General features: G+C 65.5%; 28 protein-coding genes. 11 read left to right on the top strand and 17 right to left on the bottom strand.

Annotated features, from left to right (window positions below; genetic code table 11):
* The first annotated feature begins 314 nt into the window (after nt 1-314).
* Nucleotides 315-938, top strand: coding sequence for a YdcF family protein (locus ACWPOC_RS12370; RefSeq protein ID WP_455408727.1), 624 nt, complete (start codon nt 315-317; stop codon nt 936-938).
* A 15-nt stretch (nt 939-953) separates the two neighbouring features.
* Here ACWPOC_RS12370 and ACWPOC_RS12365 read toward each other — a convergent pair whose 3' ends face one another.
* The 4 genes from ACWPOC_RS12365 to ACWPOC_RS12350 all read right to left on the bottom strand — a co-directional run bounded on the left by ACWPOC_RS12365 (nt 954) and on the right by ACWPOC_RS12350 (nt 3,358).
* Entirely contained in the window at nt 954-1,466 is a 513-nt protein-coding gene (locus tag ACWPOC_RS12365) for a DinB family protein (protein ID WP_455408726.1), read from the bottom strand.
* Between the two features lie 52 nt (nt 1,467-1,518).
* On the bottom strand, nt 1,519-2,130 hold the full coding sequence (locus ACWPOC_RS12360) for a DUF2510 domain-containing protein (RefSeq protein WP_455408725.1): 612 nt from the start codon (nt 2,128-2,130) through the stop codon (nt 1,519-1,521).
* A 90-nt stretch (nt 2,131-2,220) separates the two neighbouring features.
* Nucleotides 2,221-2,838: a DUF4352 domain-containing protein gene (locus tag ACWPOC_RS12355; protein WP_455408724.1), complete on the bottom strand. Its 618-nt coding sequence runs from the start codon at nt 2,836-2,838 to the stop codon at nt 2,221-2,223.
* A 31-nt stretch (nt 2,839-2,869) separates the two neighbouring features.
* Nucleotides 2,870-3,358, bottom strand: a complete 489-nt coding sequence (locus tag ACWPOC_RS12350; RefSeq protein WP_455408723.1) for a hypothetical protein — start codon at nt 3,356-3,358, stop codon at nt 2,870-2,872.
* 136 nt (nt 3,359-3,494) lie between these two features.
* On the opposite strand from ACWPOC_RS12350, the gene ACWPOC_RS12345 reads away from it, so the two are divergent.
* Together ACWPOC_RS12345 and ACWPOC_RS12340 are read left to right on the top strand one after the other, a co-directional pair.
* Complete coding sequence (locus tag ACWPOC_RS12345; RefSeq protein WP_455408722.1) at nt 3,495-6,689, top strand: type I restriction endonuclease subunit R; 3,195 nt, start codon at nt 3,495-3,497, stop codon at nt 6,687-6,689.
* Nucleotides 6,690-6,816: 127 nt separating this feature from the next.
* Nucleotides 6,817-7,590, top strand: a complete 774-nt coding sequence (locus tag ACWPOC_RS12340; protein ID WP_455408721.1) for a PASTA domain-containing protein — start codon at nt 6,817-6,819, stop codon at nt 7,588-7,590.
* Here the strand turns inward: ACWPOC_RS12340 and ACWPOC_RS12335 are convergent.
* Nucleotides 7,587-8,774 (bottom strand): NAD(P)/FAD-dependent oxidoreductase, encoded by a 1,188-nt coding sequence (locus ACWPOC_RS12335; protein ID WP_455408720.1) that lies wholly within the window; start codon nt 8,772-8,774, stop codon nt 7,587-7,589. The two genes, ACWPOC_RS12340 and ACWPOC_RS12335, sit on opposite strands and share 4 nt — an antisense overlap.
* A 101-nt stretch (nt 8,775-8,875) precedes the next feature.
* Complete coding sequence (locus ACWPOC_RS12330) at nt 8,876-9,793, bottom strand: RNA polymerase sigma-70 factor (protein ID WP_455408719.1); 918 nt, start codon at nt 9,791-9,793, stop codon at nt 8,876-8,878.
* Between the two features lie 1,007 nt (nt 9,794-10,800).
* Here ACWPOC_RS12330 and ACWPOC_RS12325 point away from each other — a divergent pair.
* Complete coding sequence (locus tag ACWPOC_RS12325) at nt 10,801-11,415, top strand: YdcF family protein (RefSeq protein WP_120280662.1); 615 nt, start codon at nt 10,801-10,803, stop codon at nt 11,413-11,415.
* A gap of 12 nt (nt 11,416-11,427) precedes the next feature.
* Here the strand turns inward: ACWPOC_RS12325 and ACWPOC_RS12320 are convergent, their stop codons facing one another.
* Together ACWPOC_RS12320 and ACWPOC_RS12315 are read right to left on the bottom strand one after the other, a co-directional pair.
* The gene (locus ACWPOC_RS12320; RefSeq protein ID WP_455408718.1) at nt 11,428-11,940 is read right to left on the bottom strand and encodes a DinB family protein; all 513 of its coding nucleotides are present in this window, start codon (nt 11,938-11,940) and stop codon (nt 11,428-11,430) included.
* A gap of 98 nt (nt 11,941-12,038) precedes the next feature.
* Nucleotides 12,039-12,659 (bottom strand): class I SAM-dependent methyltransferase, encoded by a 621-nt coding sequence (locus tag ACWPOC_RS12315; RefSeq protein WP_059382771.1) that lies wholly within the window; start codon nt 12,657-12,659, stop codon nt 12,039-12,041.
* A gap of 148 nt (nt 12,660-12,807) precedes the next feature.
* Between ACWPOC_RS12315 and ACWPOC_RS12310 the strand changes: the two genes are divergently transcribed.
* Complete coding sequence (locus tag ACWPOC_RS12310) at nt 12,808-13,284, top strand: hypothetical protein (RefSeq protein WP_120280660.1); 477 nt, start codon at nt 12,808-12,810, stop codon at nt 13,282-13,284.
* A gap of 2 nt (nt 13,285-13,286) precedes the next feature.
* Nucleotides 13,287-13,484 carry a helix-turn-helix transcriptional regulator gene (locus ACWPOC_RS12305; protein WP_059382773.1) on the top strand — a complete coding sequence of 66 codons (198 nt, stop codon included), beginning with the start codon at nt 13,287-13,289 and terminating at the stop codon, nt 13,482-13,484.
* A gap of 51 nt (nt 13,485-13,535) precedes the next feature.
* On the opposite strand, the gene ACWPOC_RS12300 is transcribed toward ACWPOC_RS12305, so the two are convergent.
* The 3 genes from ACWPOC_RS12300 to ACWPOC_RS12290 form a co-directional block, all read right to left on the bottom strand.
* Nucleotides 13,536-14,375, bottom strand: a complete 840-nt coding sequence (locus tag ACWPOC_RS12300; protein ID WP_159417305.1) for a mycofactocin-coupled SDR family oxidoreductase — start codon at nt 14,373-14,375, stop codon at nt 13,536-13,538.
* A gap of 61 nt (nt 14,376-14,436) precedes the next feature.
* Nucleotides 14,437-15,720, bottom strand: coding sequence for a cytochrome P450 (locus ACWPOC_RS12295; RefSeq protein WP_455408717.1), 1,284 nt, complete (start codon nt 15,718-15,720; stop codon nt 14,437-14,439).
* A gap of 4 nt (nt 15,721-15,724) precedes the next feature.
* Nucleotides 15,725-15,955: a ferredoxin gene (locus tag ACWPOC_RS12290; protein WP_059382776.1), complete on the bottom strand. Its 231-nt coding sequence runs from the start codon at nt 15,953-15,955 to the stop codon at nt 15,725-15,727.
* Nucleotides 15,956-16,093: 138 nt separating this feature from the next.
* Here ACWPOC_RS12290 and ACWPOC_RS12285 point away from each other — a divergent pair, with 138 nt between their 5' ends.
* Both ACWPOC_RS12285 and ACWPOC_RS12280 read left to right on the top strand, forming a co-directional pair.
* Nucleotides 16,094-16,690 (top strand): TetR family transcriptional regulator, encoded by a 597-nt coding sequence (locus ACWPOC_RS12285; protein WP_120280657.1) that lies wholly within the window; start codon nt 16,094-16,096, stop codon nt 16,688-16,690.
* Between the two features lie 119 nt (nt 16,691-16,809).
* Nucleotides 16,810-17,922, top strand: coding sequence for an alpha/beta hydrolase (locus ACWPOC_RS12280; RefSeq protein ID WP_455408716.1), 1,113 nt, complete (start codon nt 16,810-16,812; stop codon nt 17,920-17,922).
* Nucleotides 17,923-17,955: 33 nt separating this feature from the next.
* On the opposite strand, the gene ACWPOC_RS12275 is transcribed toward ACWPOC_RS12280, so the two are convergent.
* Complete coding sequence (locus ACWPOC_RS12275; protein ID WP_088898643.1) at nt 17,956-18,516, bottom strand: TetR/AcrR family transcriptional regulator; 561 nt, start codon at nt 18,514-18,516, stop codon at nt 17,956-17,958.
* Between the two features lie 160 nt (nt 18,517-18,676).
* Nucleotides 18,677-19,291: a dihydrofolate reductase family protein gene (locus tag ACWPOC_RS12270; RefSeq protein ID WP_455408715.1), complete on the bottom strand. Its 615-nt coding sequence runs from the start codon at nt 19,289-19,291 to the stop codon at nt 18,677-18,679.
* A 131-nt stretch (nt 19,292-19,422) separates the two neighbouring features.
* Here ACWPOC_RS12270 and ACWPOC_RS12265 point away from each other — a divergent pair, with 131 nt between their 5' ends.
* A complete protein-coding gene (locus ACWPOC_RS12265) occupies nt 19,423-19,839 on the top strand; it encodes a VOC family protein (protein WP_120280654.1) in 417 nt (138 codons plus the stop codon).
* Here ACWPOC_RS12265 and ACWPOC_RS12260 read toward each other — a convergent pair.
* The 3 genes from ACWPOC_RS12260 to ACWPOC_RS12250 all read right to left on the bottom strand — a co-directional run bounded on the left by ACWPOC_RS12260 (nt 19,821) and on the right by ACWPOC_RS12250 (nt 23,154).
* Nucleotides 19,821-21,257 (bottom strand): amino acid permease, encoded by a 1,437-nt coding sequence (locus ACWPOC_RS12260; protein ID WP_455408714.1) that lies wholly within the window; start codon nt 21,255-21,257, stop codon nt 19,821-19,823. The two genes, ACWPOC_RS12265 and ACWPOC_RS12260, sit on opposite strands and share 19 nt — an antisense overlap.
* On the bottom strand, nt 21,250-22,503 hold the full coding sequence (locus ACWPOC_RS12255; RefSeq protein ID WP_016692537.1) for a Glu/Leu/Phe/Val dehydrogenase dimerization domain-containing protein: 1,254 nt from the start codon (nt 22,501-22,503) through the stop codon (nt 21,250-21,252). Before ACWPOC_RS12255 ends, ACWPOC_RS12260 begins: the two co-directional genes overlap by 8 nt.
* A gap of 141 nt (nt 22,504-22,644) precedes the next feature.
* The gene (locus ACWPOC_RS12250) at nt 22,645-23,154 is read right to left on the bottom strand and encodes an Lrp/AsnC family transcriptional regulator (RefSeq protein WP_059382783.1); all 510 of its coding nucleotides are present in this window, start codon (nt 23,152-23,154) and stop codon (nt 22,645-22,647) included.
* Between the two features lie 186 nt (nt 23,155-23,340).
* Between ACWPOC_RS12250 and hppD the strand changes: the two genes are divergently transcribed.
* Entirely contained in the window at nt 23,341-24,546 is a 1,206-nt protein-coding gene (gene hppD / locus ACWPOC_RS12245) for a 4-hydroxyphenylpyruvate dioxygenase (RefSeq protein ID WP_455408713.1), read from the top strand.
* Nucleotides 24,547-24,554: 8 nt separating this feature from the next.
* Here hppD and ACWPOC_RS12240 read toward each other — a convergent pair whose 3' ends face one another.
* A complete protein-coding gene (locus ACWPOC_RS12240) occupies nt 24,555-24,995 on the bottom strand; it encodes an SRPBCC family protein (protein WP_059382785.1) in 441 nt (146 codons plus the stop codon).
* 150 nt (nt 24,996-25,145) lie between these two features.
* On the opposite strand from ACWPOC_RS12240, the gene ACWPOC_RS12235 reads away from it, so the two are divergent.
* Nucleotides 25,146-26,273: an NDMA-dependent alcohol dehydrogenase gene (locus ACWPOC_RS12235; protein ID WP_455408712.1), complete on the top strand. Its 1,128-nt coding sequence runs from the start codon at nt 25,146-25,148 to the stop codon at nt 26,271-26,273.
* The last annotated feature ends 36 nt before the right edge of the window (nt 26,274-26,309 follow it).

Genomic DNA, 26,309 nt, shown 5'->3' with positions numbered 1-26,309 from the left:
AGGCGTAGTCGTCCCGGTGATCGAGGACGAGGCGGATCGCCTTCTCACGGACCTCGTCGGGGTACTTCTTCGGCATGAGGCTTACCTTCCCAAGAATGAAGGTGTGCATCAAACCCGGGACGGTTCAACAATCGATCACGCCCATCACGTGGCGGGCAACGTCGAACAAACCGGTTCTGTTGTCAGGCATACTCATGACCGATCTTCTCTATGGTGACGTTTCCTCACCTTCGTCCTGATTCTGCGTCCGGACGAAAACACCGTGGCACACTCCCGCGCAGCCACATTCGACCGCATCGCGAAGGGGGATTCGCATGGGAGTTGTGCGCCGAACAGTCGTAGCCACAGCAGTCGCAGCCACGGCAGCACTGGGGGTTCCGACGGGGCACGCCACCGCAACACCCGCACCGGACACCGTGGTGAACGGCATCCTGTCGATCACCCCGATGTGTCAGGGGTCGATAGACGCACTGATCGTCCTCTGCACGGAATGGGAGCGGCTCACCACGCGTTTCCCGCTGATGCTCGACCTCGATCCGCGCGGCACGCACCTCGTCGTCCTCGGAGCCGGGCTCACGGAAGACGGCAAGATCCGCCCGGTTCTCGAAGACCGCCTCGAAGCGGCACTTCGTGCGGCACATCGTTATCCGGAATCGCCGATCGTCGTCACCGGTGGTGTGCCCCGCAAGGACATCACCGAAGCGCGGGCGATGAAGGACTGGCTGGTCGCACGAGGAATCCCTCCGGAACGCATTACGGAAGAACCGCGGTCCACGTCCACCGTCGAAAACGCACGCTTCACGAACAAGGTCCTGCTGGAACGCCGGGCCACGGGCGCGGTGCTGGTGACCAACCGCGACCACCTACAGCGCGCGATGGTCAACTTCCGTCAAGCGGTCGACGCCCGCATTCCGATCGCAGGCATCGTGGCTGCATAGGTTGTACCGCAAGGGTCAGGACAGTGCGTTCGCTCGCCGTGTCAGCATCTGACCGATCTCCGAAACATTCTTGGTCAATTCGAAATTGACCCACCCGGCAACCTCCCAGAGTGGGGTGGGGTCGGGCATCAGGCCCACGACGACGGTCTCCGGATCGGTGGTTTCGAGGAGCCCGGCCCATTCGTCACGCAAGGCCCGAATCCGGTTGACCGAGCCGGACCAGTCGTGATCGGCGGGTGCAACCGGACTCCCTCCGTGACACACCACGAGGGTGTTCGACCACCACCATTCGATGTGCCACAGCAGCCACGCGACCGTGGTCTCGGGAAGGACCTCGGCACTCTCGTCGGGCCAGTCGGCAACGAGCCTGCCGTCGACCTGCCGGACGGTGACGCAATCGGGCGACGGTTCCCAATACGCGGCTGCGTCGTCGATACGGGGAAACACGTGCTGATCGGTGAACAGCGAAATCAACTCGAGTTGCTTCATCAGGGTGCGCGTAGCCGGCGGCAGAGCTTCCGAAGTCATATCGGAATCATCCACCACCGGCGACCCCCGGGTAAGCACACCTGTGAACGATCTACGGCGCGCCGAACCCGTAGGTGAATTCTCCACTGCTCCAGTTCATCGTCGCGTGGTACTTGTAACCGCGCATCCGGCCGCCCCCGACATCTTCGGTGCCGACGAAACATTCGAATACCGTGGTGGTTTCGTTGAGATTGTCGGTGGATCCGCCGTTGACCGGGGAACACTTCACCGAAAGCACCGGGCCGTCGAACATGCCCTTGTTCACGTGCTCGAGGGCCATCTCTTCGATGCTCGACTCGATGTTGGCCACGCTCAACGCCCGGGAAGCACGTTCCGCAGCGTCGGCGGCCTCCTGCTCGGCTCGTTCCGCTTCGATGCGCTCGGCTTCACGCTTCGCGGCTTCTTCCAGTGCAGAGGACTGAGCGGCGACCTGCGCGTCGTGGTTGATCTTCCACGTCACCGTTCCGCCGACAGCAGCGAGCGCCACCACCAGCAACGTCACCACGACGATCCGCTTTCGGAACCAACGCTTCGTTTCGGGCGTCTCGCCGGTGTCGGATCCGGGTTCGGGAAAGTCGAGCCACGTCGTCCCGTCCCAATATCGCTGCCCGCCCTTGGGGTCCGGGTACCAGCCGGCCGGCGCCGGCAACTTGTCGTTCGACATTGCACAGGGTCCTTACTCGATGAACGAACATTGTGGGGAGAACCGGTGCGCCCGACCCCTCCTCGGGCGCACCGGCAGTTGGGGAGGCAGTTACCGCAGGGAGACGGTGACGCCGTTCGAGAACATCGAGTCGTGCAGCTCGATCGCCGTCGGAACTGCGTCGACCGGCATGTCGAACACGACCGGCATCGTCACGGTGTTGCCGGGGTTGATCTGGTCCCAGATCGGCACATCCGACTCGAGGTTCAGGGCGGCCGAGGTGTCGGGCCCGAAGGTGCGTCCCTGCTCGTCGACGAGCTTCTGGTCGCTGGGGCTCAGGCTCTTCGGCTGATCCGAGATGTTGCTGACCGTCATCGTGACGATGACGAACTGCCCCTGGGCTTCTTTCGCCAGGTACGGGTTGTCGCCGAGGGTGCTGATGCCGGTTTCGACCCCGGTGACGACGAACTCGAACTTGCCGTCGCGGACCGGTGTGTTCATCGCTGCGGTTTCGTCCTCGACGACGGGAGCAACGACCTGGGTCGCCGCCGTATCCGTCTTCGCGGGCGTGCTGGGCTTCTCTTCGTCGCCCCCGCCGGCGACGGACGCGATGACGAACACGGCGACGATTCCGCCCACGATCCACGGCCACTTCTTGCGCTTCTTCTGCGGGACGGGGCCGTAGCCGGCGGGAGGGACGGGAGCGCCGGGCTGGTTGGGCATGGTCATGACGAACCTCTATTCGATGAGTGGAGCGGATTCAGCGGCCGAGAGTGAGATGCACACCCGAGTCGGCCTCGGCTTCGTCGTACGAGACGGAGCCGCGGTGGGAGACTGCGATGTCGTAGAACGACGCGCCGCGCGGCACGTCGGGAGCCGTGAAGTAGAAGGTGCAGAAGTCGCCTCCGCGGACGCTGCCGGTCAGCGATCCTTCAGCGAGCAGCGTCCCGGTTTCGTCGGACACCCGGACGGCCGCGCCCGACGAGATGTCGTCGTAGCCGTGGTCGCCTTCGCATTCGAAGCCGGGGGTGCTGCTCGGGGTGGAACCGCCGACGAGTGTGATCGTTCCGTCGATGGTGAACAGCGGCGGAGCGGAGATTCGGGCGTCGAGGAGGAAACCGGTGGCGGTCAGTGCGCCGACGACCGTCGCGGCACAAACGCCGACCGCGAAGCCCGCCCAGAAGCGTGACTCTGCACGTTCGACGGGTTCGATGGGGTCGGCGGGTGCAGGAGCGAACTGAATGGTCACGGCGATCTCCTGATCGTTGAAGTGGAACGATCCGATCGTGCGGGGTGGCCGAGGATGCACGGAGTTTCCGATTGATAACCCCCTTTATCGGAACGCCCCTCTCGCTCCCGAGTTGATCAGCTCCTAAGTTGTGGGCATGGCAGATGTACTGGACTTCCCGGGCCGATTCACCGAAGCCGTCTGGGAACAGATGGCTCTCGAGACCCTCGGCGATCTCGGGTGGCGCCACATTCACGGCAGCGAGATCGCACCGGGAACGGGTGAACGCGTTACCTGGGACGAACTGCTCGTGCCTGCGCGCCTGCGCTCTGCCATCGCCGCGCTGAACCCCGATCTGCCCCCGAACGCCGTGGACGACGCCGTGACCGTGGTCGCCACAGCCGGCTCGAGCGACGCGATCACCGAGAACCGGCAGATCCACCAGTACCTCACCGAAGGCCTGCGGAAGGTCTCGTACACCGACGACACCGGTGTCCAGGTAACTCCCACCATCCGCCTGGTGTCAGTCGACCCCGACGCCAACGACTGGTTCGTCGCCAACCAGGTGACCGTGATCCGCGGAGACCACGAACGTCGATTCGACCTCGTCCTGTACCTGAACGGCATGCCGGTCGCCGTGGTGGAGTTGAAGAACGCCGGCAGTCAATACGCCGGATTGACGGACGCCCACGCGCAGCTGCGGACCTACCTGCGCGAGTTCCCCCTCGCCTTCCGGTTCGCCGTGCTCAGCCTCGTTTCCGACGGGGTCGGGGCCGCCTACGGCACGCCGTTCACCCCGTTCGAGCACTTCTCGCCGTGGAACGTCGACGACGACGGTCAACCGGTGGAACCCACCGGCGACCACCACCAACTCGACATCGCGCTCTACGGGCTGTTCAACCAGGAGCGCTTTCTCCAGTTGCTCCGCAACTACACAGCATTCGACGAGAGCGAGAACGGACTCGTCAAGCGCATCGCCAAACCGCATCAGTACTTCGCGGTTTCCAAGGCCGTGGGGTCGACGGTGAAAGCCGTCGCCTCGGAGGGCAAGGCCGGAGTCGTCTGGCACACGCAGGGTTCCGGCAAATCCATGGAGATGGAGCTCTACGCCAACCAGGTGATCCGCCATCCCCGGCTCGCCAACCCCACGATCGTGGTCATCACCGACCGTAACGAACTCGACGGACAGCTCTACGAGACTTTTGCACGCTCGCAGCTTCTTCCTGAGCGGCCCAGGCAGATTCGTCGCCGCGAAGAGCTTCGACAGGAACTGTCCGGACGCACGACGGGTGGCATCTACTTCACCACGTTGCAGAAGTTCGGCAGGAGCCGTGAAGAGCGCGACGCCGGTCTCAGTCACCCGCAGCTGTCGGCACGACGCAACATCATCGTCATCGTCGACGAAGCGCATCGTAGTCACTACGACAGTCTCGACGGCTACGCCCGGCACCTGCGCGACGCGCTTCCGCATGCAACGCTCATCGCGTTCACCGGAACCCCGATCTCGTTCGAAGACCGCAACACCCGGGCCGTCTTCGGCGACTACATCGACATCTACGACCTCACCCGAGCGGTCGAGGACGGCGCGACCGTGCCGGTTCACTTCGAGAGCCGGCTCGTGAAAGTGTCGTTCGGCGAGGAAGTTTCCGAAGAACAGATCGACACGTCCGCAGACGAGGTGACCGCCGGGCTCGACGACACCGAACGTGCCCGCATCGAGAAGTCGGTGGCCGTCATCAACGCCGTCTACGGTGCACCGGCCCGATTGAAGCTGCTCGCCGAAGATCTGGTCACGCATTGGGAGAACCGGCGCAGCCAGATGGCGAAGTTCGTCGGATCGGACGACAACCCGACCGCCCCGGGCAAGGCTCTCATCGTCTGCGCGACCCGCGAGATCTGCGCGAACCTCTACCAGCTGATCGTCGAGCTGCGCCCCGACTGGCACTCGGACGATCTGTCTTCCGGGCGTATCAAGGTGGTGTACTCCGGCGACGCTTCCGACCAGCCCCCGATCAGTGATCACGTTCGTCGGGATTCCGAGAACGCTGCAATCAAGAAGCGGCTCAAGGACATCGACGACGAACTCGAACTCGTCATCGTCAAGGACATGATGCTGACCGGGTTCGACGCCCCGCCGCTGCACACGCTCTACCTCGATCGCCCGCTCAAGGGTGCTCTGCTGATGCAGACCCTCGCTCGCGTGAACCGCACCTTCCGCGGGAAAGAGGACGGACTGCTGGTGGCGTACGCGCCGGTCGCCGACAACCTGGCCGAAGCGCTGGCCGAGTACACGGCATCCGACCGCAAGACCAAGCCGCTCGGGCGTCCCGTCGCCGAAGCCGTCGACGCAGTGAAGAACTGCATGACGATCCTCGACAACATGCTCCACGGATTCGACTGGCGTCAACACCGCAACGCGCCGGGACCGCGGGCGTGGCTCGACGCCATCATCGCCACGGTCGCGTACCTTCGCGACGATCAGACTCCCGGAAACAAGGTCGGCGAGGGCGAGAAGACGCTCGCCACCAGATTCCGCGAGTACTCCTCGCAACTTTCGCGCGTATGGGCGATCTGCAGCACCCACGAAGACGTTCAACCACTGGCGCGCGACGCACGCTTCTTCGAGGAAGTGCGTGTGCGGATGGCGAAACTCGATGCGGAGGAGCGGCGCGCGAACGGCGGTGCCGTACCCGAAGACGTCAAGCGCGCACTCCGAGCCCTCATGGCAGCTTCCGTCGAGTCGGAGGAAGTGCTCGACATCTACGGTGCAGCAGGCATGCCGAAACCCTCGCTCGCCGACCTCAACGGTGACTTCCTCGAGCGCACCATGAAGGCCAAGCACCCGTCGCTGGCGATCGAAGCGCTCCGGAATCTCATCGCCGAGGAGTCGCGGAAGGTGTCGCGCCACAACCTGGTTCGTCAACGCGCGTTCTCCCAGAAGCTCCGCGAACTCATGAACAAGTACACCAACAGCCAGCTGACCTCGGCGGAGATCATCGCCGCCCTGGTGGAACTCGCCAAGGAAGTGCAGGACGAGGCGAAACGCGGGCAACGGTTCGACCCGCCGCTCGGCGACCACGAACTGTCGCTCTACGACGCGATCGCGCAGAGCGAAGCGGCCCTCCTGGAAATGGGGGAGGACGTGCTCGCCCAGATCGCGCGCGAACTGATCGGCATCATGCAACGCGACGTCAAGACCGATTGGAGCGTGCGCGAAGACGTCAAAGCGAAACTGCGGTCGCAGGTCAAACGGCTGTTGGCGCGCTACAAGTACCCGCCGGACCGGCGTACCAGCGCTACCAAGCTCGTTATCGAGCAGATGGAGGCCATCGCACCCACCATGGCCGCATGACCTCCATCAACGGCCTCCCGTAACGACGAGGGGTGACGCTCCGACACCAGTTCAGGAGGGCATTCAGCGCGTGTGCAGTCGGGAAAGCAGCGGCACACGGGGCCTGGTGTCGGGTTGAAGGAGAAACATGAAGTTCGTCGTCCCCTACCTGCGCGTCGTAGCGGGGATGTTCGCCGCCATCACGCTGTGGCTGGCGATCGTGGAAGTAGTCAACGGCAACGGGGCCGACGCGATCCTGTTCGTCGCATTCGCGGCCGGCCTGGGATATCTCGCGATCGGCAAGCCGCTGCGCGACCACCGCAGGCGCATCAAGGCCGAGCAGGACGCGATCGCCGCACGAGCCGAAGCCGGCCACCGCGCGTTCCTTGCAGGGGATGTGCGGGCGGCGATGGCGCCGCCGCCCGAGCCGCCGAAGCCTCCGAGGATCCGCCGCGGGGTGGTCATCGCCGCTGCCGTCGCCGGACTGCTCGTCCTCATGGGAATCATCGGCGACATCTCGGACGGGCTGGATTCACCCACGAAGGACGACGCGAGTACGACTCCTCGCGCTGCCGCACCGACGACCACCACGCCGTACACGACCTCGGCTGCCACCACGGCGCGGACCGTCGCTCCGGAAACCACTCCCGCGACGAGGATCTCCACCACGCAGGTGGCGGCTGTCGCCTCCACTGCGGTGATGCCGAACGTCGTGTGCATGGATCTCCAAGCGGCACAGGACACCATCCAGGCGGCGGGCGTGTTCTACTCCACGAGCGTCGACGCGACCGGTCAGGGACGCGCGCAGGTATGGGACAGGAACTGGGTCGTCGTCGACCAGACTCCCTCGGTGGGAGCATCGATCGGTGAAGGCGACCCAGTGCTGTCGGTTCTGAAAGAGGACGAATTCAGCGGGTGTTAGGCCATCGGCTGCTCCGTGCGGGAGCGATCCTCGGTGGTGGCGGTGTTCGACGGATGCCGGCCGCCCTCGAGGAACCTCATCGTTCCCGGGCGTAGGGCTTCGACCCGCAGGCCCGCCATCGCGGCCTTCAAGCCGAGATCCTTGATCGTCGAGGCGATTCGGCCGGAATAGGCCTGTTCCTTCGGGGTGTCGTCCCGCTCGTGGAATTGGATGACGCCGACGTGTCGGCCCAGGCTCACGCCGACACCGTTGAAACCGAAATCGAGGTTCGCGGGCTCTTCACCGGCGATGCGGCTGAGAACCGTGTCGGCCGCAGCCAGGCCGGTGGGCAGGGCGGACTGGCATGCCATCCGCACCGGCTCTCCCGACGGTGCCGCGCAGTCACCGGCGGCGATCACGCGGTCGTCGTCGATGCTGGTCATCGTTTCGTCGGTGAGGATCCGGCCGAGTTCATCCGTCCTGAAGCCGCTCGACCGGGCCAGTTCGGGAACGCCGAATCCGGCGGTCCAGACGGTGATCGCACTCTCGAGGACGGTGTCGTCGTCGAGAGTGAAGCCGTCGGGTCCGACACGGGTGACGCGCGCGTTCTCGATGATCTCGACCTGCAGGTCCGCGAGCCGTTCGTAGGTTGCGGCACGGGCCTTCTCGGACAGCATCGGACCGATGGCACCGCTGCACACGAGGCGCACGCGACGTCCCTGTTCGGCCAGCTCGCCGACTGTTTCGAGCCCGGTGAGACCGGCACCGACGACCGTGACGACGGCCTCGGGTTCGAGGCTGCTCAGCGCGTACTGCAGGCGTTCGGCATGCTCGAATTCGGCCACCGGGAACGCGAATTCCTCGACGCCGGGAACGGTGGCCCGTCTCGTGGCGGTACTTCCGACGGCGTAGACGAGGTAGTCGTAGCCGACCGTTCCGCCGGATGCGAGATGGACGGTGCTCGTACCGGGTTCGATGCGGGTCACGGTATCGACCAGAAGGTCGACTCCCTTCGCCAGAAGTTTGCGGTAGTCGCCGGACGCATGGTGGTTGCCGACCGCGAACTGGTGCAACCGGGTTCGCTGGACAAAATGCGGCCGGGGATTGATGACGGTGACCGCAGCCTTCCTGCTCATGCGGTTGGCGGCGACCGTTCCGGCGTATCCACCGCCGATGACGACGACACGGGGGCGTGTGTTCAACATGGCTTCTCCGATCCGTTCGTTGGCTCTGTGGGGAGCCCTCGTCATCTAGGACCGGACAGGCATGTCGTTTGTGACATGCCGCGCCGAACAATCGGGAGGATTCAGGGTCGTTGCAGGTCGCGGAGCTTCTGGGCGAGCACGCGCACATCGGCCACTCGCCCCAGATGAGCGAGCTTGTCCGGGTTGATCATCACCCGGACCGCGCCGATCTTCCCGCCCGCGACGTCGAATGTCATGACCTGCACGATGGCGCCGTCGGCATCCCGCACGATCAGGCCGGGGAGCCTGTTGATCTCGCGGAGTTCGAGCGACATGCCGAGCTGACCCATGGGCGAGACGAACGAGGCCAGCAACCGCATGACCTTCTCGCCCCCGACCACGACCTTGCGGATAGCGGGTGCCTTGCCACCGCTGTCGGCGACGAGCTGCACATCGGCGGCCAGCAGGTCGCGCAGGGCGTCGACGTCGCCGTCCTGGAAGGCCGTGAGGAATCGAGCGGTGAGCTGTTCGTGCGCCTGCGGATCGGTGTCGAACCGCGCCGAACCTTGATCGACGTGGCGCCGTGCCCGCACCGCGAGCTGCCGGCACGCCGCTTCGGAGCGGTCGACGATCTCGGCGATCTCGGAGAAGCCGAATCCGAATGCCTCGCGCAACACGAAGACGGCGCGTTCGAGCGGACTGAGACGTTCGAGCAGCACGAGCGCCGCCGTCGAGATCGATTCGCGCAGTTCGGCCGAGCGCGCCGGATCGTCGTACGGCTCCTCGAGTATCGGTTCCGGCAGCCACTCGCCCACATATCGTTCGCGCCGCGCCCGCGCCGATTCGAGCATGTTGATCGATACCCGGGTGACGACGGTGGACAGGAATGCTCGGGCCGAATCCGGTTCGACGCCGGAGGTTTCGTATCGCACCCAGGTCTCCTGGACCGCGTCCTCGGCTTCGGTCACGCTGCCGAGGATGCGGTAGGCGATGGCGAACAACAGTGGACGCAGGTTCTCGAACTCTTCGACGCCGGTCACGTCGGCCCCTCCCGTAGACCCGTGCTTCGATCACAGCACTCCACCCGGGGTTCGCGCAACGAGGATGAATCCGATCGGGAACGAAGCGGGCGCCCTGCGGGCGGCTGCCCTCGACCGATCGGAGACCCTTCGGGTCCCTGAGTCGTCGTCCCCTTCCCCAAGGCTGCCCGGTCGCCATGCCCCGATAGACCGTCTCGGCCAGCACGGATAGCCCCACGTCGCGAAGGACGTGCGGCTCGCACTGGACCCGGTCGTTCGTGTCGACCCGCACGATCGGGTGCTCCACCACCAGCTGTGGAGACGAGGGATACTGGTGCCCAGTCGGTTTCGAGACAGGGAACGGCCCCGGCTCGCAGCGTCGGCGCGCTGACGTCGGACTGTGGGAGACGAGCGACGAGCTGCGTCGACGCGCCTCGGCTACCGGAACGGCCCTCGTGCGCGACGATGCAGGTGAAACGCCTCGAGCCCTCCGATCACGGTGGATCGGAGGGCTGGGAAGTCACGACGTCGGGTGTGAACCCGGGGGAGCGGGTATGTGTCGGCCGGCGCGGAAGAACGCGCCCCCGGCTCGTTGCTGGAATACGCCTCTCGAGGGCGTGTGGATAGACTCCACCCTACGGTGCATGACAGCGCTTTCTGTCGTGTGCCCAGACCCCGGTGAGGTGTTGGTAGCACCTTCCGGGGTCGACCTGTATTCAGGTCGGTGGAGGGATGGTCGCACGGGTGTGCGAAGTCGTCAACTCGAACACACGTTCTGCCCGTGCCTTCCCTGGGATCATGGGAAGCGTAGCGATTAATCCGAATAGCGCTTCTTGCAACGGTTGTCGAGCTTGTTCGTGGATAGACCAGTGGTTCGGATGTAAAACCGATTGTCAGCCGTCATCGAATCCGGCGCGGCATATGGTGAGACTTCTTCGCGTCGAGCCCCAACTTCCCACACGTGCGCGTCGAGATGGCACAGTGCGGCACGGCCGACATCCGGGAAGAAGGGGACTCGCGTGGGAGCTGTGCGACGCACGGTGGTGGCGACCGCAGTCGCGGCCACAGCCGCGGTAGGTGTATCGACGGGGCAGGCAGCCGCGACTCCTGCAATCGACACCGTTGTGAACGGTGCACTGTCCGTCACCCCGCTGTGCCAGGGAACCATCGACGCGCTGATCATCGCGTGCACCGAACTCGAGAAGCTGACACCGCACTTCCCGCTGATGCTCGACCTGAACCCGAGGGGTACGCATCTCGTCGTGCTCGGGGCCGGACTCACCGAAGACGGCAAGATCCGGCCGGTGCTCGAAGAACGGCTCGAAGCGGCTCTTCGTGCAGCGCAATGCTATCCGGAATCTCCGATCGTCGTCACCGGTGGCGTGCCGCGCAACGGCGTCACCGAAGCGCAGGCCATGAAGGACTGGCTGGTCGTGCGAGGCATTCCGCCGGAGCGCATCACCGAGGAATCGCAGTCGACCTCCACCGTCGAGAACGCACGCTTTACCAACGACGTTCTACTCGAACGGCGAGCCACGGGCGCTGTGCTCGTGACGAACCGCGACCACCTCGAACGCGCGATGATCAACTTCCGGCAGGCGGTCGACGCGCGCATTCCGGTCGCGGGCATCGTCGCAGTGTGAGCGCCGGAAGTATCAGTTCAGAGCGTTCGCCTTCCGCGTCAGTACCTGACTGATCTCCGAAGCATTCTTCGCCAGTTCGAAGTTGACCCACCCGGCCACTTCCCACAGGGGTGAAGGTTCGGGCATGAGTCCGACGATCGTCGTCTCGATGTCGGCAGTTTCGAGAAGTGCGGCCCATTCGGTGCGAAGAACCCTGATGCGGTCGGTCGAGCCGGACCACTCGTAGGCGTCCGGCCCGACCGCAGTTCCCCCACCGCAGACCGCCACGGTGTTCGTCCACCACCACTCGATGTGCCAGAGCAGCCACGCGATCGTGGGCTCGGGGAGAGCCTCGGCCGTCTCGTCCGGCCGGTCGGCGACGAGACGACCGTCGACCCGTCGAACGCCCACGCAATTCGACGACGACTCCCAGTGCACGGCAGCCTCGTCGATCCGCGGCAGGACGTGTTGTTCCGTGAAGAGCCAAACCAGGTCGAGTTGCTTCAACAGCGTGCGCGTGGCGAGTGGCAGGGTGTCCGAGGGCATGCACGCAATCATCGCGGACATAGCGGACACATGCTCGATGTCGACACCGTGTATCTGTCCCCGGAAGTGTGCAAACGTTGCTGTGCAGTTATCCGCCTTTACGCGGCCGGTGTCGCCACTCCCAGCGACAGCGCGCCGAAGAACTTCGGTGTCTTCTCCTCGTAGAAGGTGTCGAGTTCGCGGATCTCGAACCCCGCCCCGCGGATGAGGTCGGCGATCCGTCGTGTCAGATGGCAGCCACCCGCGACGCGCTTCTGGATCGGTTCGAGCCGGTGCTGCCACCGCCGGACGTTCTCGTCCGGGGCGAGTCCGTGTTCGACGAAGTGCAGGGTGCCGCCCGGTGCAAGGACGCGCCGTACCTCGCGCAGAGCCGCGTCGGCATCGGGGATGGTGCACAGCGTCCACGTCGACAGTGCGCTGTCGAAGGTGTTGTCCTCGAACGGGAGTGACTGACCGTCCAGGCCGGATCGTTCGATGTGCACGGGGGAACCGTCGATGCGCGGACGTGCGAGCTTCCATCCGAGGTCCGCGGGTTCGACGGCGCTGACCGCCTCGACGGTGGTGGGGTAGTAGGGAACGTTGAGACCGGATCCGAATCCGATCTCGACGACGCGGCCGCTCAGGCCGGCGCACACTCGTTTGCGGTTCGCTTCGGTGAACGACGGTGCACAGGCGATGTTCACCAGTCGCGGTACGACGTGATCGTTGTAGAGGCCCATGGCAGTCCCTTCGCCTCGTGGCGTCTCGATCTGCTCGATCCATCATGACACCTGGCCGGCCGAACGGAACCCCTCGTTCCTGCCGCACCGAACGCGCTGTTAAGTTACCTTTACATGTAAAGCGTGCTTTACGGTGAAGGGAGCGGTGATGGATAGCGGAGGTGCCGGATCGGCGGTGGGGCGGAGCAAGTGGGGCAAGGTGCGGGTCGGTTCGCGGTGGATCGGCGCGGTACCGCCGGCGATCGCCCTCGGAATCCTGGCCACAGCCGTCCTGGGAGCGGTGGTGGCCGCCCTGGGGTTGGTGCCCGACTATCCCGTGGCCGCCGGTGTGGCGGTCGCGCTGGCGACCGCACCCTCACTGTCGGCGCTGGCGTGGGTGCTTCTCGTGGATCGGTCGACCCTCGAAGGTGCCGCGGACCGGCCCGAGGATTCGGTCGAGGCGTCCTGGTACGAGAAAGCCGCCTCGGGCGCTTTCACCGACATCCTTCTCGTCACGGGGCTGGGATGTACTGCTCTGGCGTTCGCTCCGATCGAGGTCGAGGGTCTGCACGCGCTGATGGCGGTCATTCTCGTGGCCTTCGCGTCGTTCGGTGTGCGCTACGCCGTGCAGCGTCGGAAGGGCTGAGGGTGCGCAACTCGCTCGCGGCCCTGCGCGCGGAGAACGGATGGTCGCAGCAGCGGCTCGCCGACGAACTCGGGGTCTCGCGCCAGACGATCATCTCGATCGAGAAGGGACGATTCGACCCGTCGCTTCCACTGGCGTTCCGCATCGCGCGTCTGTTCGGGCGTCGCATCGAGGACATCTTCGTACCCGACGAGGAATAACGGAGTGGCAGAGCGGATTCCCCGACAGAACCCGCTCGGCCACTTGCCCGATCACTTGAGCGTACTACCGGCGTCAACCGTGAGCGTGAGTCCGGTGACGTAACGGGACTCGTCGGACGCCAGGAACAGAACGGCATTACTGATGTCTTCCGGCTCCACCCACCCCACGGGCAGGACGTGCATGAATTGCGTGGCCGCCTTCATGTCCTCCGGACCCGGGTTCTCGAGGTCGGGACGGAACATCTTCATGGCACCCTCGTTCATGAACATCGGTGTGTTCACGTTGGTGGGGTGCACGGTGTTGACCCGGATGGAGTGCTGCCCCAGTTCGACGGCGAAGGTACGCATCATGCCGACCACACCGTGCTTCGCGGAGATGTACGGACCCATGGTGGGGTAGGCCTTCAGTCCTCCGACCGAACTCGTGAGGACGATCGATCCGCCGTTTCCGCCCGCAATCATGTGCGGCACTCCGGCTTTGATCGACTTCCACACACCCGACAGGTTGATGTCGAGCATCTCCTGCCAATCGAACTCGTCGGTCTCGTGCAGCATCGCCCCACCGGTGCCGATTCCGGCGTTGGCGACGATGATGTCGAGACGGCCCAGTTGTTCGACGCCGTTGTCGACGGCGGCCTTCACCGCGTCGAAGTCGCGAACGTCGGCCTCGGCCGTGACGATCCGTCGGTTGAGACTCTTGACGGCTTCGACCGTTTCGGCCATGTCCTCCGGAGTGGACGGTTCGATCTGCGCGTTCTCCCGGATCGGGCCGCAGATGTCGAGTGCGATGATGTCGGCACCCTCCTGCGCCAGCCGGATGGCGTGACTGCGTCCCTGTCCGCGTGCGGCTCCGGTGATGAACGCGACCTTGCCTTCGACTCTTCCTGCCATTGAACACCTCTCACTTCGTGCACCGTCCAGTCGGGCGATGCAGAGCCATGGGATTGCCGGGTTACTGCGTGCTGCGGGTGAACTCGATGTGCAGATCGACGAGCCCGCGCAGGAGGAAGGTGGGTTCGTAGGCGAACGCTCGGTCGTCCTCCGGGCCGTGCGCCTGCTCGCTGAGGCGGATGTCCTCCATCCGATCGAGCAGACGGTTGAGGGTGACGTGCCCTTCGATGCGCGCGAGCGGTGCACCGGCACAGGTGTGCAGGCCGCGGCCGAATGCGATGTGATCGTGCGAGTTCTTCCGATCGAGCCGGAACTCGTTCGGCTCCTCGAACTTACGCGGATCACGGTTCGCGGCGGCGAGACTCAGCATCACGACCGACCCGGCCGGTACCTCGACGTCGCCGATGGTCGTGGTCTTGCGAGCGAGTCGGAAGTCCACCTTCGTGGGACTGTCGAAGCGTAGCGATTCCTCCATGAACGGTTTGATGAGACTGCGGTCCTCGCGCAGGATCTTCTGGTACTCGGGGCGTTCGCAGAGCACCCGCAGCGACGAACTGAGGAGTTTCGTCACCGTCTCCTGGCCGGCGGCGAAAAGGAATGTCGCAGGTCGGACGACCTCGAGGAGTTCGGGTATCGAACCGTCCGGATAGGTCGCGGCAGCCAGACCGCTGAGGATGTCGTTGCGGGGTTCGCGACGACGGTCGGCGAGATACTTCTCGAAGCGTCCGTCGAGGAATTCGAGGGGGTTGATCCCGACGGGCTCGTGGTCGAGCGCGCCGACCCGCGTGCCGGGCCGTTCACCGGCGCCGAGTACCCACCGGAACTCCTCGCGGTCCTCCTCCGGAACGCCGAGCAGGTCGGTGATCGCCATGGTGGCGAAGGGCTTTGCATAGTCGCCGAGGAACTCGCATCGGCCCTCGCCGATGAATTCGTCGATGACGTCGTCGGCCAGTCCCCAGAGGTACTCCTCGTTCTCCTTCAGTCGTTTCGGGGTGAGGAGTCGTCCGAGCAGTGACCGGGCGCGCGTGTGGTCGGGTGGGTCCATCGTCACCATGTGCTCGAAGATCGGGAACTGGTGACGGTGGGCTTCGATCTGTTCGGTGATGTCGTCGCCTTCGGGTTCGAAGGGCAACGGCGGGAACGGACCTCCGATCGAGTTGACCGCCGACAGTGCCTCGCTGTTCTTGAACCCCTCGACCACCTCCTGATAGCCGGTGACCACCACGACCCCGTGGTGAGGTTCCCGATACACCGGATTGCGACTGCGCACGTGGTCGAAGTACTCGAACGGACTCTGGGCGATCTCTCCGTCGGTGAAGTAGTCGGAGGATGCAAGGTCGGTCATCGGATCACGGACCTTTCGGGGAGGAGGGGAGGTTCTCGACGATGCCGATGGCCTGCCGAGGGCAGGCGCTGGCGGCGGAATGGGCCTTGGGCCAGAGGCTTTCCGGAGGGTTCTCGTCGCAGGTCGCGATGTCGTCGTCGGGGAGATCGAAGATCTCGGGTGCGATCTCGATGCACAACGCGTGTGCTTCGCACAGGTCTCGATCGATGTGCAGACGCTTCGGTGATCCCGTCATCGGCGCTCCAGGAGGGGGATGTGGGTTCGAACGGTGACGGTGTGGCCGGGCTGGGTGACCGCCACCGGGGTAGGGTGTAACCGTGTTACCTAGGTCACGATAACGTGGTTACCGTTTGACGGCAAGGATGTTTTCACGATGGGTGTTATCGCTATCCCGAATGGGCCGGACGAGGCGCGATCACGCCTGCTCGAGACCGTGATCGAACTCCTGGAGGAAGGTGGCTACGACGCCGTCCAGCTGCGCGAGGTCGCGCGCCGGACGCGCATGTCGCTGTCCACCGTCTACAAACGGTTCGCGACACGCGAGGAACTGATCCTCGCCGCCATCGAGCACTGGATGAAGGAGAACCACGCCGGTCTCGTCGAGCAGCCGCGCGCGCCGGGTGAGCGCTTGCATCCGGCGATGATGCGCGTCATCCGAGCCATCTTCGAACCGTGGGAGAAGAACCCCGCGATGCTCCTCGCCTACTTCAGGGTGAGAACGGCACCCGGTTGGGAAGGTCTGCACATGCGAGGCTTCGACGAAGTGATTCCCGTCGGAATGGCCGTTCTGGAGGATGTCGACCCGGTCTTCGTCGAGGAGTCGATGTCGATCCTGTCGAGCGTCGTTTTCGGACTCGTCGGCCGCTGCCTCGAAGGGCAGATCGAACTCGCCGAGATCATGCCGACGATCGATCGCGCGGTGTACTGGCTGACCACGGGGTACGAGGCCACGCAACGCCAGGGCGCCTGACTGCGGACTCGTACCCCTGTCGTCTCTTGACCGGCATCCAAGACGCCTTTATCGTCATCGTGACGCCTTCTTGAATGGCGTCCAAGAAATGTGGTGGAGAAGCGGGGAGGGCGCACGTCATGGAAATCGGTGGGTCTGCCGAGCGGCACGAGGCCGTAGCGGTGCAGCGGCGCGAGGTCTCGTTCGTCTCCGGCCGGGACGAGTGCGCGGCATGGCTGTATACCGCACCCGCTCTGAACGGTCCGCGCCCGATGGTGATCATGGGGCACGGGCTCGGGGCGGTGCGGGAGATGCGCTTGGATGCCTACGCGGAACGGTTCGCCGCCGCGGGGTGGTCGGTGCTGGTGTTCGACTACCGTCATCTCGGGGCCAGCGGCGGGGCGCCGCGCCAGATCCTCGACATCGGCCGGCAACGCGCCGATTGGCGCGCCGCCCTGGCCTTCGTGCGCACACTCCCGGAGGTCGATGTCAACCGGATTGCCTTGTGGGGCAGCTCGTTCGGTGGAGGTCATGTCCTTCAGGTCGCCTCCGAGGGCACCCGTATCGCGGCGGTCGTGGCGCAGTGTCCCTTCACCGACGGTCCGGCGTCGTTGCGCGCGCGGATACGGACCGGCCCGCTGAGCGTGGTGGCACTGACAGTGGCGGGCATCCTCGACACGGTCGGGTCGTGGTTCGGTGCGAAGCCGATTTTGTTGCCGATGGCGGGGACGTCCTGGATGCCGGCGTTCGTGGCCTCGCCCGACGCCCTCGCCGGCGCTTCCGCACTCCTGCCTGCGGGGACCCGGCTCTCGCGGCGCACCAGCACGGTGTTGACACGGCTTCCGTCGGTGCGGGCTCAGCTGTCGAAGAACATCGAGCTGACAGAGATCGACGGTAAGGAAGAACCCGAGACCGGAGCCGGCCGCGACAGCATCTGGGGTGTACTGCGCGGTCCGAACGGCGAATTCGAGGCTGCCAACGCCCTCGCTGCCCGGTTGGCACTGCGTCTTCCGCTCGATCGACCCGGTCGCGCGCTGGCTCGTTTCAGCACTCCGACGTTGCTGTGTGTCTGCGACAACGACGCGGCCGCGCCCGCGAAGACCACGAAGCGTCACGCACAGGGCCTGGCGCACGTGCAGGTTCAGAGCTACGTGTGCGACCACTTCGACATCTACGTCGGTGAACACTTCGAACGCGCCGTGTGTGACCAAATCTCTTTCCTGGAAAGCCAATTCGGCCACACCGCACAATAGGTCGCTCCGAGTTCGCGGACGAAGACCGGGAACTCAGCCGGTGGCTGCGGCACGACTGCGAGCGCCGTTGAGCAACGTCTCGATCACCGCGCGCCGCTGAGCCTGGTCCGTCGGGTGCATCAGCAAGCCCTCGACCACGAAAACGCCGATCGCTACCAGCGGATCGACTTCGTCTGCAGGCACGCCGAGCTCGATCAGCTCTGCCCGGAACAACCCTTCGGCCAGCGTGTGGAACTGCTCGTGCCATTGCTGAACGGACGCGGACTTCTCGGCGCGTGTGTGCACCGTGCTCACCAACCGCCCCAGCTGTTCCAATTCTTCGACCAACCACAAGAGTCGATCGGCCAGCCCCGAGCCCAGCATCTTGCTGTAGGAGGCCATCGAGTCGGCCAGAACCGCATCCAGGACCGCGATCAATATCGAGTCCTTGTCCTGGAAGTACCAGTACAGCGTGTTCGACACGACTCCGGCGTCACGGGCGATCCGCGTCATCGATGCCGCGTCGTATCCTTCCTCGACGAACAACCGCCGGGCGGCTACCACGATCTCTGCGCGTTTCTCTTCCCGATCCTGCGGACGTCTGTTGCGGGGCATCTCCAGTCCTGACCTAGTTCCCGCCCCGATGCTATCTTGGCCGACCCCCAAGAGCGGGTTTCGGTCGACCGTTCGGAACGAGGTCCGTAGTCGTCTCGGACAGATGATGCGGCAGGCGAGTTCGAGCAGCCCCTCGGTACAGATCGGTTCGTACTTCGGGTCACTCGACTTCGGCGAGTCCGTACTCGGGTCGTCCTACCGGCCGGTACACGGTGATGGCGATACCGGACGAGGTGGTGCGCGATTCGACGAGATCGAACTTCGTGTCGCGACCCCCGGTGGGGAACAGTCGCCGCCCCTGACCGAGGACGACCGGGAACGTGATGAGGCGGTACTCGTCCACGAGATCGTGTTCGAAGAGGGTGTGGACCAGACGGATGCTGCCGTGCACCTGCAGTTCGCGTCCCGGCTGCTTCTTCAGTTCCGCGACCGCGGTGGGCACGTCGCCGTCGAGGACGGTCGTGTTCTGCCACTCGGGGTCGGTGAGCGTTGTGGAGGCGACGTACTTCGGGAGGGTGTTGAGGGCACGGGCGACCGGGTCGTCGGGGTCGGTCGAGTTCGGCCACGACGCAGCGAAGACGTCGTAGGTGTTCCGGCCCAGCAGGAACGCATCGACCTTCGAGAACACCTCGTCGATGAACTTGCCGGTGTCCTCGTCGAACAGCGGCACCACCCAACCGCCGCGTTCGAAGCCGTCGCTCCGGTCCTCATCGGGGCCGCCCGGTCCCTGGGCCACACCGTCGGCCGATACGAAGGTCGTCACCGTGAGCTTCATCGTCGTCCCCTTTCGAAGGTTGTCGCCGAGTACAGACCCGGGAAGCGCGGAAAATTCATCGCTTGCATCCCTCCGGCACGGAAGGTATCTCTGGACGCAGCGTCGCGTGTCGATGACGGACTGCGTCAGGCATGGAGGCGCGGGACCACAAGGAGTTCTCCTTGAGTATTGCGTTCAACCACACCATCGTTGCGGCCGACGACAAGCAGCATTCGGCCTACTTCCTCACCACCCTGTTCGGGCTGCCCGACCCGGTGCCCGCCGGGCACTTTCTCGCCGTCGAACTCGCCAACGGCGTCACCCTCGATTTCGCCGAACCGCCACCGGACGTGGAGTATCCGCCGCAGCACTACGCATTCCTGGTGTCGGAGGAGGAGTTCGACGAGATCTACGCTCGGATCCTCGAGCGGAAGATCGAACACTGGGCCGACCCCCGGCAGTCGGCGCACGGCGTCAACAGGAACGACGGGGGTCGAGGAACCTACTTCCTCGACCCCGCCGGTCACTTCATGGAGATAATCACGCGTCCCTACGGTTGGCGCCCCTGAACCGTCTCCGCTCGAGCCGTCTCGGCCGCAGCGCGTCGCCGTGCCAGCACTGTGCAGGTACCGGCGATCGCTGCGGTCAACGCGCCGGTCGCGAGCAGTTGCGTGCGGGCGGCGGTGTCGAACAGGGCGAGCACCGCGATGCCGGCGAGCAGACCGAGTGTCGCGTACGACAGGTACGGGAAGCCCCACATCTTCAGCGGCAGTGCATCCTCGGTGTCGTTGCGGCGTGCGCGACGACGGAGCACGAGGTGCGAGACCGCGACGAACGTCCACAGCACCAGGATCGTGGAGCCGACGGCGTTGAGCAGCAACGGCAGCACCCGGTCGGGGTAGAGATAGTTCAATCCGACCGTGACGAAGCCGAAGGCCACCGAGGCGAGCACCGCATTACGGGGAACGCCGTTGGACGACAGTCGCCCGAAGACGGGATGTGCGGATCCGCGGTGCGACAGCGAGAAGATCATCCGGGAAGCGCTGAACAGCATCGCGTTGAGCGAGGAGAGCAGTGCGACCACGACGATCACGGTCATCACCGCGACGGCGCCCGGGACGGCCCCGGCCTGCAGCACGGCGACGAACGGACCGGTCGCGAGATCCTCGGAGGTCCACGGCAGGATCGTCACCATCACGAGCACCGACCCGATGTAGAACACGAGGATGCGCCACACCAGGGTGCGCACCGCGCGGCCCACGTTGCGCCGGGGATCGGCGGTCTCCGCGGCGGCGATCGCGATGATCTCGGTGCCACCGAAGGCGAAGACCACGATGAGCAGGCCGGCGGCGATACCCGCGATGCCGGTGGGAGCGAACCCGCCGTGCGCCGTGAGGTTGGAGAAGCCGGTCGTCTCGAAGGTGGGCATCCACCCGGCGATCATTGCGACACCGATCACCAGGAAGCCGAGGATCGCGGCGATCTTGATTGCGGCAAACCAGAATTCGACCTCACCGAAGCGGCGCACGCCGACGAGGTTCACGCCCGTCAGCACGACCATGTAGAACAGCGCGGACGCCCACTGGGGGATGCCGGGCAGCGCCACCGCGGTGATCGCGGCGGCGCCGGTGGCCTCCGCGGCGATCACGATGATCACCTGCACCCAGTACAGCCAGCCAATTGTGCGCCCCGCGACGGGGCCGAGGGCGTTCTCGGTGTGCTCGGAGAACGCACCGCTGGCGGGATTGGCCGCGGCCATCTCGCCCATCATGCGCATCACGAACACGACGAGAACGGCCGCCACCAGGAACGAGATCAGGATCGCCGGGCCGGCGACGGCAATACCCGCCCCCGACCCGACGAACAGGCCGGCCCCGATGGCGCCACCGAGGCTCATCATGACGAGCTGGCGGGGCCGCATGGCGCGATGCAGGCCGGCAGTGCTCTGGGCGCCGGTCGTCGTCGCGCGAGCCAGGGTGTCAGTCATCGATGCGCTCCCCGGCCGGGACCAGCTGGTCCAGTGCGATCTCGAAGGCGGTCGCGGCGAGCCCGGTGAGCTCGGTCGACCGGTCGTGGCAGCGGCGCAGTGCCGTCTCGATGGTGGTGGACACATCGCCGAAGATCGCGGCGTCGGAGACCTCCACGTCGCCCTCCATGAGCTGGGCGAAGGCCCGGGCCATGCCGCAGTTGGCGATGAAGTCGGGGATCACGGCGACGGACTTGTCGGCGTGCTCGTAGGTGGGGCCGTAGAAGATCTCGTCGTCGGCGAACGGGACGTTGGCGCCGGAGGCGATCGACTCGAGTCCCGCGGCGACCATGCGGTCGACCTGCTCGCGGGTGACGAGGCGGCTCGCGGCGCAGGGCAGGAAGATCTCGGCTCCGAGATCCCAGATGCGGGCGTTCACCTCGTCGAAAGGGATCATGCGGTCGCTGCGCAGGGCGTTGCCGTCGCGTTCGAGCAGCAGGGTGCGGACCTCGTCGAAGGACAGACCCTCGGGTGCGAGGATGCCACCGTCGCGGTCGATGATGCCCACGATCGAGGCGCCGGCCTGGGCGAGATAGTAGGCAGCGGCGGCGCCGACATTGCCCCAGCCCTGCACCACGACGCGCTTGCCGGCGAGGTCGGTGCCCCGGTAGACGAGCTGATGGTGGCGGACCGACTCGGCGACGCCGTAACCGGTGATCAGATCGGCGACAGTGTATTTCGTGCTGGTGGCGGGGGTGAACCGCGCGTCCTCGACGACCTTCGCGACGCCGAGTCGTAGCTGGCCCACCCGCTGGATGCGCTGGCGCTCGTCCTTGCCGAAGTGTCCGTTGACGACACCTTCCTGCGGGTGCCACAGGCCGTTGGACTCGGTGAGCGGAACGACCTCGTTCATCTCGTCGACGTTGAGGTCGCCGCCGGTGCCGTAGTAGGCGCGCAGCAGGGGCGTGACGGCCGCGAACCAGCGGCGCAGCACGCCCTCCTTGCGGGGGTCGGACGGATCGAAATCGATGCCGGACTTGGCACCGCCGATCGCAGGTCCGGAGACGGTGAACTTGATCTCCATGGTCTTCGCCAGCGACTCGACCTCGCGTCGGTCCAGGCCGCGGCGCATGCGGGTGCCGCCGCCGGCCGCGCCGCCCCGCAGCGAGTTGATGACGACCCAGCCCCGGGCGGTGGTCTCGGTGTCGTGCCACTCGAAGACGATCTCGGGGGCTTTTTCTTCGAATCGCGTCAGCAGGTTCTTCATGGCGAAAGACTGTGACGGCAGTAACAAATGCCGCGCAACTGTGCTTCGGCGAACTGTGCAGCGTGCGGAGGGTCCGGATGCCCGAAGCGCGTTTTTCTGTGCAATCCGGCTAGTCGGAGACGGATTGTGGACGTGATCGGCTCAGCGGCGGTAGGCCGGTGCCTTCGCGGATCGTTCCGGCTCGAGGGTGCGGAGCAGCGGCATCGCCCGGTAGTGCACCACTTCCGACAGCACCATCACGCTCGTGGACCGCGCGACGATCGAGGAGCGGTTCAGCTCGATGAGGGTCTGCTGGAGGCCGAGATGCGATTCGGCCCCGATCCGGCACAGCACGTCGCCCGCGCCGGTGGTGGCGAACGCTTCGAGCACCCCGGGGATGCCTTCGAGGACCTCGGTGACGTCTTCGAGCGCGCCCTGCACGATCTCCATCGTCACGAACGCCTGCACATCGAAACCTGCTGCGGCGAGGTTGATCCGGGGTTCGTAGCCGGCGATCACCCCGGTGTCCTCGAGGCGTCGCAGGCGGGCCGAGACGGTGGCACGCGCGACCTTCAGTCGACGGGACAGCTCGAGCGCGCCGATCTTCGGGTCGGCGTGCAGGGCCTCGAGGAGAGCGAAATCCAATTCGTCCAGCTGCACGGGCTCGCGCATCGCGGTTCCTTCCCATCGAGCGCCGAAAACTAGTCCGATTGTATAGGTGAGCGTGCGGATTCCGGCGGATTCCAGTCAGTCGGCCCAGTTGCCGAAGGCGACGTTGCGTCGCACCGACGGGTGGGTTTCTCCTGGTGACACACGACACAACGACTGTGCCGCAGTGAGCGGCAGGAGGTTGCAGCGATGACTCTGGAATACACCCTGACCGACAGCGAGCGACTCGCTCAGCTCGACGCCGAGGAACTCCGGCGCCTGGTCGGTCTCGTGGAGTACGACAGCGAACGGGACCCCTTCCCCGTCAGCGGCTGGGACGCCGTGGTGTGGGTGGTCGGAAACGCCACGCAGACGGCGCACTACTACCAGTCCGCCTACGGCATGGAACTCATCGCCTACTCGGGACCCACCACCGGCAACCGCGACCATCACGCCTACGTACTGCGCAGCGGCGCCGTGCGATTCGTGATCAAGGGTGCGGTGGATCCGGACAGCCCGCTGATCGAGCACCACCGACTCCACGGTGACGGCGTCGTCGACATCGCCCTGCAGGTCCCGGATGTCGACAAGTGCATCGAGCACGCCCGCAAGCAGGGGGCGACCGTCCTCGAGGAGCCCTACGAGATCGGCGACGAGAACGGCACCGTCCGCATCGGCGCCATCGCGACCTACGGCGACACGCGGCACACGCTCGTCGACCGGTCGCGCTACAACGGCCCGTACCTGCCCGGCTACGTCGAGCGCACCTCGACCTACCGCAAGCGCGAGGGTGCGCCCAAGCGCATCTTCCAGGCGCTCGACCACGTGGTCGGCAACGTCGAACTCGGGCGCATGGACGAGTGGGTCGACTTCTACAACCGCGTCATGGGTTTCACGAACATGGCGGAGTTCATCGGCGACGACATCGCCACCGACTACTCGGCGCTCATGAGCAAGGTGGTGTGCAACGGCAACCACCGCGTGAAGTTCCCGCTCAACGAGCCCGCCATCGCGAAGAAGCGTTCGCAGATCGACGAGTACCTCGACTTCTACCGCGGACCGGGCGCCCAGCATCTCGCCCTGGCGACCAACGACATCCTCACCGCGGTCGACCAGTTGCGCGAGGAGGGCGTCGAGTTCCTCGCGACTCCCGATGCGTACTACGACGATCCGGAGCTGCGCGCCCGCATCGGTGAGGTTCGGGTGCCGATCGAGGAGCTGAAGAAGCGGGGCATCCTGGTCGACCGCGACGAGGACGGCTACCTGCTGCAGATCTTCACCAAGCCCGTCGGCGACCGCCCGACCGTGTTCTTCGAGCTGATCGAGCGCCACGGCTCGCTCGGCTTCGGCAAGGGCAACTTCAAGGCGCTGTTCGAGGCGATCGAGCGGGAGCAGGCCGCGCGCGGCAACTTCTGATTCCGGTCCTAGACGAGCTGACCGAGCCGCGTACGCAACGCGTGCTCGGTCTGCCGGATCGCCGTTCCCACAATCGGTTCGATGAGCATGCCGAGTGTGCGGCCGGCGATCCCGCCGGGCAGCCGGTAGCCGAAGTCGACGTCGAGCCGCGTCGCGTCGCCGAGGTCCGTGAAGGTCCACGACGACGCGGCGCGGAATCCGGCGATCGAGTCGAGGACGATCACGCGATTGCGTTCCCATTCGACGACTTCCACGCGCGAGTCGAGATCCTTGGGGCCGATGCGCATGGTCGAGTCGTAGACGGCACCGAGGCCGGAGACCTGCTCGCCCACGGGTTGGAAACGGGCCACCCCGAACATCCAGTCGGGGACGTTCCGGTAGTCGTCGACGTAGGAGAACGCGAGGTCGACAGGGATGTCTGCGACGGCGCTGTGGCGGACGTGAATCATGGCTGGAGCCCTTCACGAGAAGTTGTCTGTTACTCAATGTAGCGGGTAACTGCGCGCTCCGGAAGAGGTTCGAACCCGTTGCTCTAACGTCCGATAAGTGTTTGAATGCCGTGACGCACGTCACACACACTTTCGGTTCAGGAGGCTCGGGTGAAGACGAAGGCAGCAGTCGTCAAGGGAATCAACCAGCCGTGGGAGATCGAGGAGATCGATCTCGGCGATCCCGTCGCAGGTGAGGTGCAGATCCGCCTCGCGGCCTCGGGTCTGTGCCATTCCGACGAGCATCTGCGCTCGGGGGCGACACCGCTTCCGTCCTTCCCGGTCCTCGGTGGTCACGAGGGCGCGGGCGTGGTCACCAAGGTGGGCCCGGGAGTACGGGGTCTCGAGGAGGGCGACCACGTCGTCCTCGCGTTCATCCCCGCCTGCGGCCGCTGTCGGGCCTGCGCCAAGGGCATGCAGAACATCTGCGACGAGGGCGCCGGCCTGCTCACCGGCCAGGCGATCTCCGACAAGACCTACCGCGCGACGCTGAACGGCGACCCGGTGCTGCAGATGTGCCTGCTCGGCACGTTCGCGCCGTACGTCACGGTCAACGAGGCGTCGGTCATCAAGATCGAGAAGGACATCCCGCTCGAGAAGGCGGCCCTGCTCGGATGCGGTGTCGCGACCGGCTGGGGTTCGGCCACCGAGATCGGCGGCACCAAGCTCGGCGACACCGTGGTCGTCATCGGTGTCGGCGGTGTCGGCATCAACTCCGTCCAGGGTGCGGCACACGCCGGTGCACGGTTCGTCGTCGCGATCGACCCGGTCGAGTTCAAGCGGCAGAAGGCCAAGGAGTTCGGCGCGACGCATGTCTTCGCATCGATCGAGGAGGCCGCACCGGTGATCGGCGAGATCACCTGGGGTCAGATGGCCAACGTCACCGTCATCACCGTCGGTGAGATCACCGGCGACATCATCGGCCCCGCACTCGGTCTCACCGCGAAGGGTGGCCAGGTCGTGGTCGTCGGCATGGGCCACGCCACCGACACGCAGGTGACGATGAGCCTGTTCGAACTGACGCTGCTGCAGAAGCGCTTGCAGGGGGCCATCTTCGGTGGCACCGGCCCGCGCTCGCAGATCCCGAAGCTGCTCGAGCTGTACCGCAACGGGCAGCTCGACCTCGACAACCTCGTCACCAAGACGTACAGGCTCGAGGACATCAACGAGGGCTACGCCGACATGCACGCCGGCAAGAACCTTCGCGGCCTCGTCCTCTACGGCGAGGACGATTACTGATCCTACGAGCGGCTACTGATCCTGCGAGCGCCGACG

This window comes from Rhodococcus sp. 5G237 (genome assembly GCF_053764735.1).
The sequence above is the reverse complement of the archived record's forward strand: the minus strand, read 5'-3'. Positions and strand labels throughout refer to the sequence as shown.

What these genes read in the sequence shown, in the direction of transcription:
- ACWPOC_RS12280 (WP_455408716.1), top strand. Translation starts at nt 16,810, where the DNA reads ATGGAAATCGGTGGGTCTGCCGAGCGGCACGAGGCCGTAGCGGTGCAG.
- ACWPOC_RS12285 (WP_120280657.1), top strand. Translation starts at nt 16,094, where the DNA reads ATGGGTGTTATCGCTATCCCGAATGGGCCGGACGAGGCGCGATCACGC.
- ACWPOC_RS12365 (WP_455408726.1), bottom strand. Translation starts at nt 1,466, where the DNA reads ATGACTTCGGAAGCTCTGCCGCCGGCTACGCGCACCCTGATGAAGCAA.
- ACWPOC_RS12260 (WP_455408714.1), bottom strand. Translation starts at nt 21,257, where the DNA reads ATGACTGACACCCTGGCTCGCGCGACGACGACCGGCGCCCAGAGCACT.
- ACWPOC_RS12355 (WP_455408724.1), bottom strand. Translation starts at nt 2,838, where the DNA reads ATGACCATGCCCAACCAGCCCGGCGCTCCCGTCCCTCCCGCCGGCTAC.
- ACWPOC_RS12315 (WP_059382771.1), bottom strand. Translation starts at nt 12,659, where the DNA reads ATGGGCCTCTACAACGATCACGTCGTACCGCGACTGGTGAACATCGCC.
- ACWPOC_RS12290 (WP_059382776.1), bottom strand. Translation starts at nt 15,955, where the DNA reads ATGACGGGATCACCGAAGCGTCTGCACATCGATCGAGACCTGTGCGAA.
- ACWPOC_RS12320 (WP_455408718.1), bottom strand. Translation starts at nt 11,940, where the DNA reads ATGCCCTCGGACACCCTGCCACTCGCCACGCGCACGCTGTTGAAGCAA.
- ACWPOC_RS12270 (WP_455408715.1), bottom strand. Translation starts at nt 19,291, where the DNA reads ATGAAGCTCACGGTGACGACCTTCGTATCGGCCGACGGTGTGGCCCAG.
- ACWPOC_RS12345 (WP_455408722.1), top strand. Translation starts at nt 3,495, where the DNA reads ATGGCAGATGTACTGGACTTCCCGGGCCGATTCACCGAAGCCGTCTGG.
- hppD (WP_455408713.1), top strand. Translation starts at nt 23,341, where the DNA reads ATGACTCTGGAATACACCCTGACCGACAGCGAGCGACTCGCTCAGCTC.
- ACWPOC_RS12310 (WP_120280660.1), top strand. Translation starts at nt 12,808, where the DNA reads ATGGATAGCGGAGGTGCCGGATCGGCGGTGGGGCGGAGCAAGTGGGGC.
- ACWPOC_RS12340 (WP_455408721.1), top strand. Translation starts at nt 6,817, where the DNA reads ATGAAGTTCGTCGTCCCCTACCTGCGCGTCGTAGCGGGGATGTTCGCC.
- ACWPOC_RS12265 (WP_120280654.1), top strand. Translation starts at nt 19,423, where the DNA reads ATGGAGGCGCGGGACCACAAGGAGTTCTCCTTGAGTATTGCGTTCAAC.
- ACWPOC_RS12335 (WP_455408720.1), bottom strand. Translation starts at nt 8,774, where the DNA reads ATGTTGAACACACGCCCCCGTGTCGTCGTCATCGGCGGTGGATACGCC.
- ACWPOC_RS12360 (WP_455408725.1), bottom strand. Translation starts at nt 2,130, where the DNA reads ATGTCGAACGACAAGTTGCCGGCGCCGGCCGGCTGGTACCCGGACCCC.
- ACWPOC_RS12240 (WP_059382785.1), bottom strand. Translation starts at nt 24,995, where the DNA reads ATGATTCACGTCCGCCACAGCGCCGTCGCAGACATCCCTGTCGACCTC.
- ACWPOC_RS12255 (WP_016692537.1), bottom strand. Translation starts at nt 22,503, where the DNA reads ATGAAGAACCTGCTGACGCGATTCGAAGAAAAAGCCCCCGAGATCGTC.
- ACWPOC_RS12250 (WP_059382783.1), bottom strand. Translation starts at nt 23,154, where the DNA reads ATGCGCGAGCCCGTGCAGCTGGACGAATTGGATTTCGCTCTCCTCGAG.
- ACWPOC_RS12275 (WP_088898643.1), bottom strand. Translation starts at nt 18,516, where the DNA reads ATGCCCCGCAACAGACGTCCGCAGGATCGGGAAGAGAAACGCGCAGAG.
- ACWPOC_RS12295 (WP_455408717.1), bottom strand. Translation starts at nt 15,720, where the DNA reads ATGACCGACCTTGCATCCTCCGACTACTTCACCGACGGAGAGATCGCC.
- ACWPOC_RS12370 (WP_455408727.1), top strand. Translation starts at nt 315, where the DNA reads ATGGGAGTTGTGCGCCGAACAGTCGTAGCCACAGCAGTCGCAGCCACG.
- ACWPOC_RS12300 (WP_159417305.1), bottom strand. Translation starts at nt 14,375, where the DNA reads ATGGCAGGAAGAGTCGAAGGCAAGGTCGCGTTCATCACCGGAGCCGCA.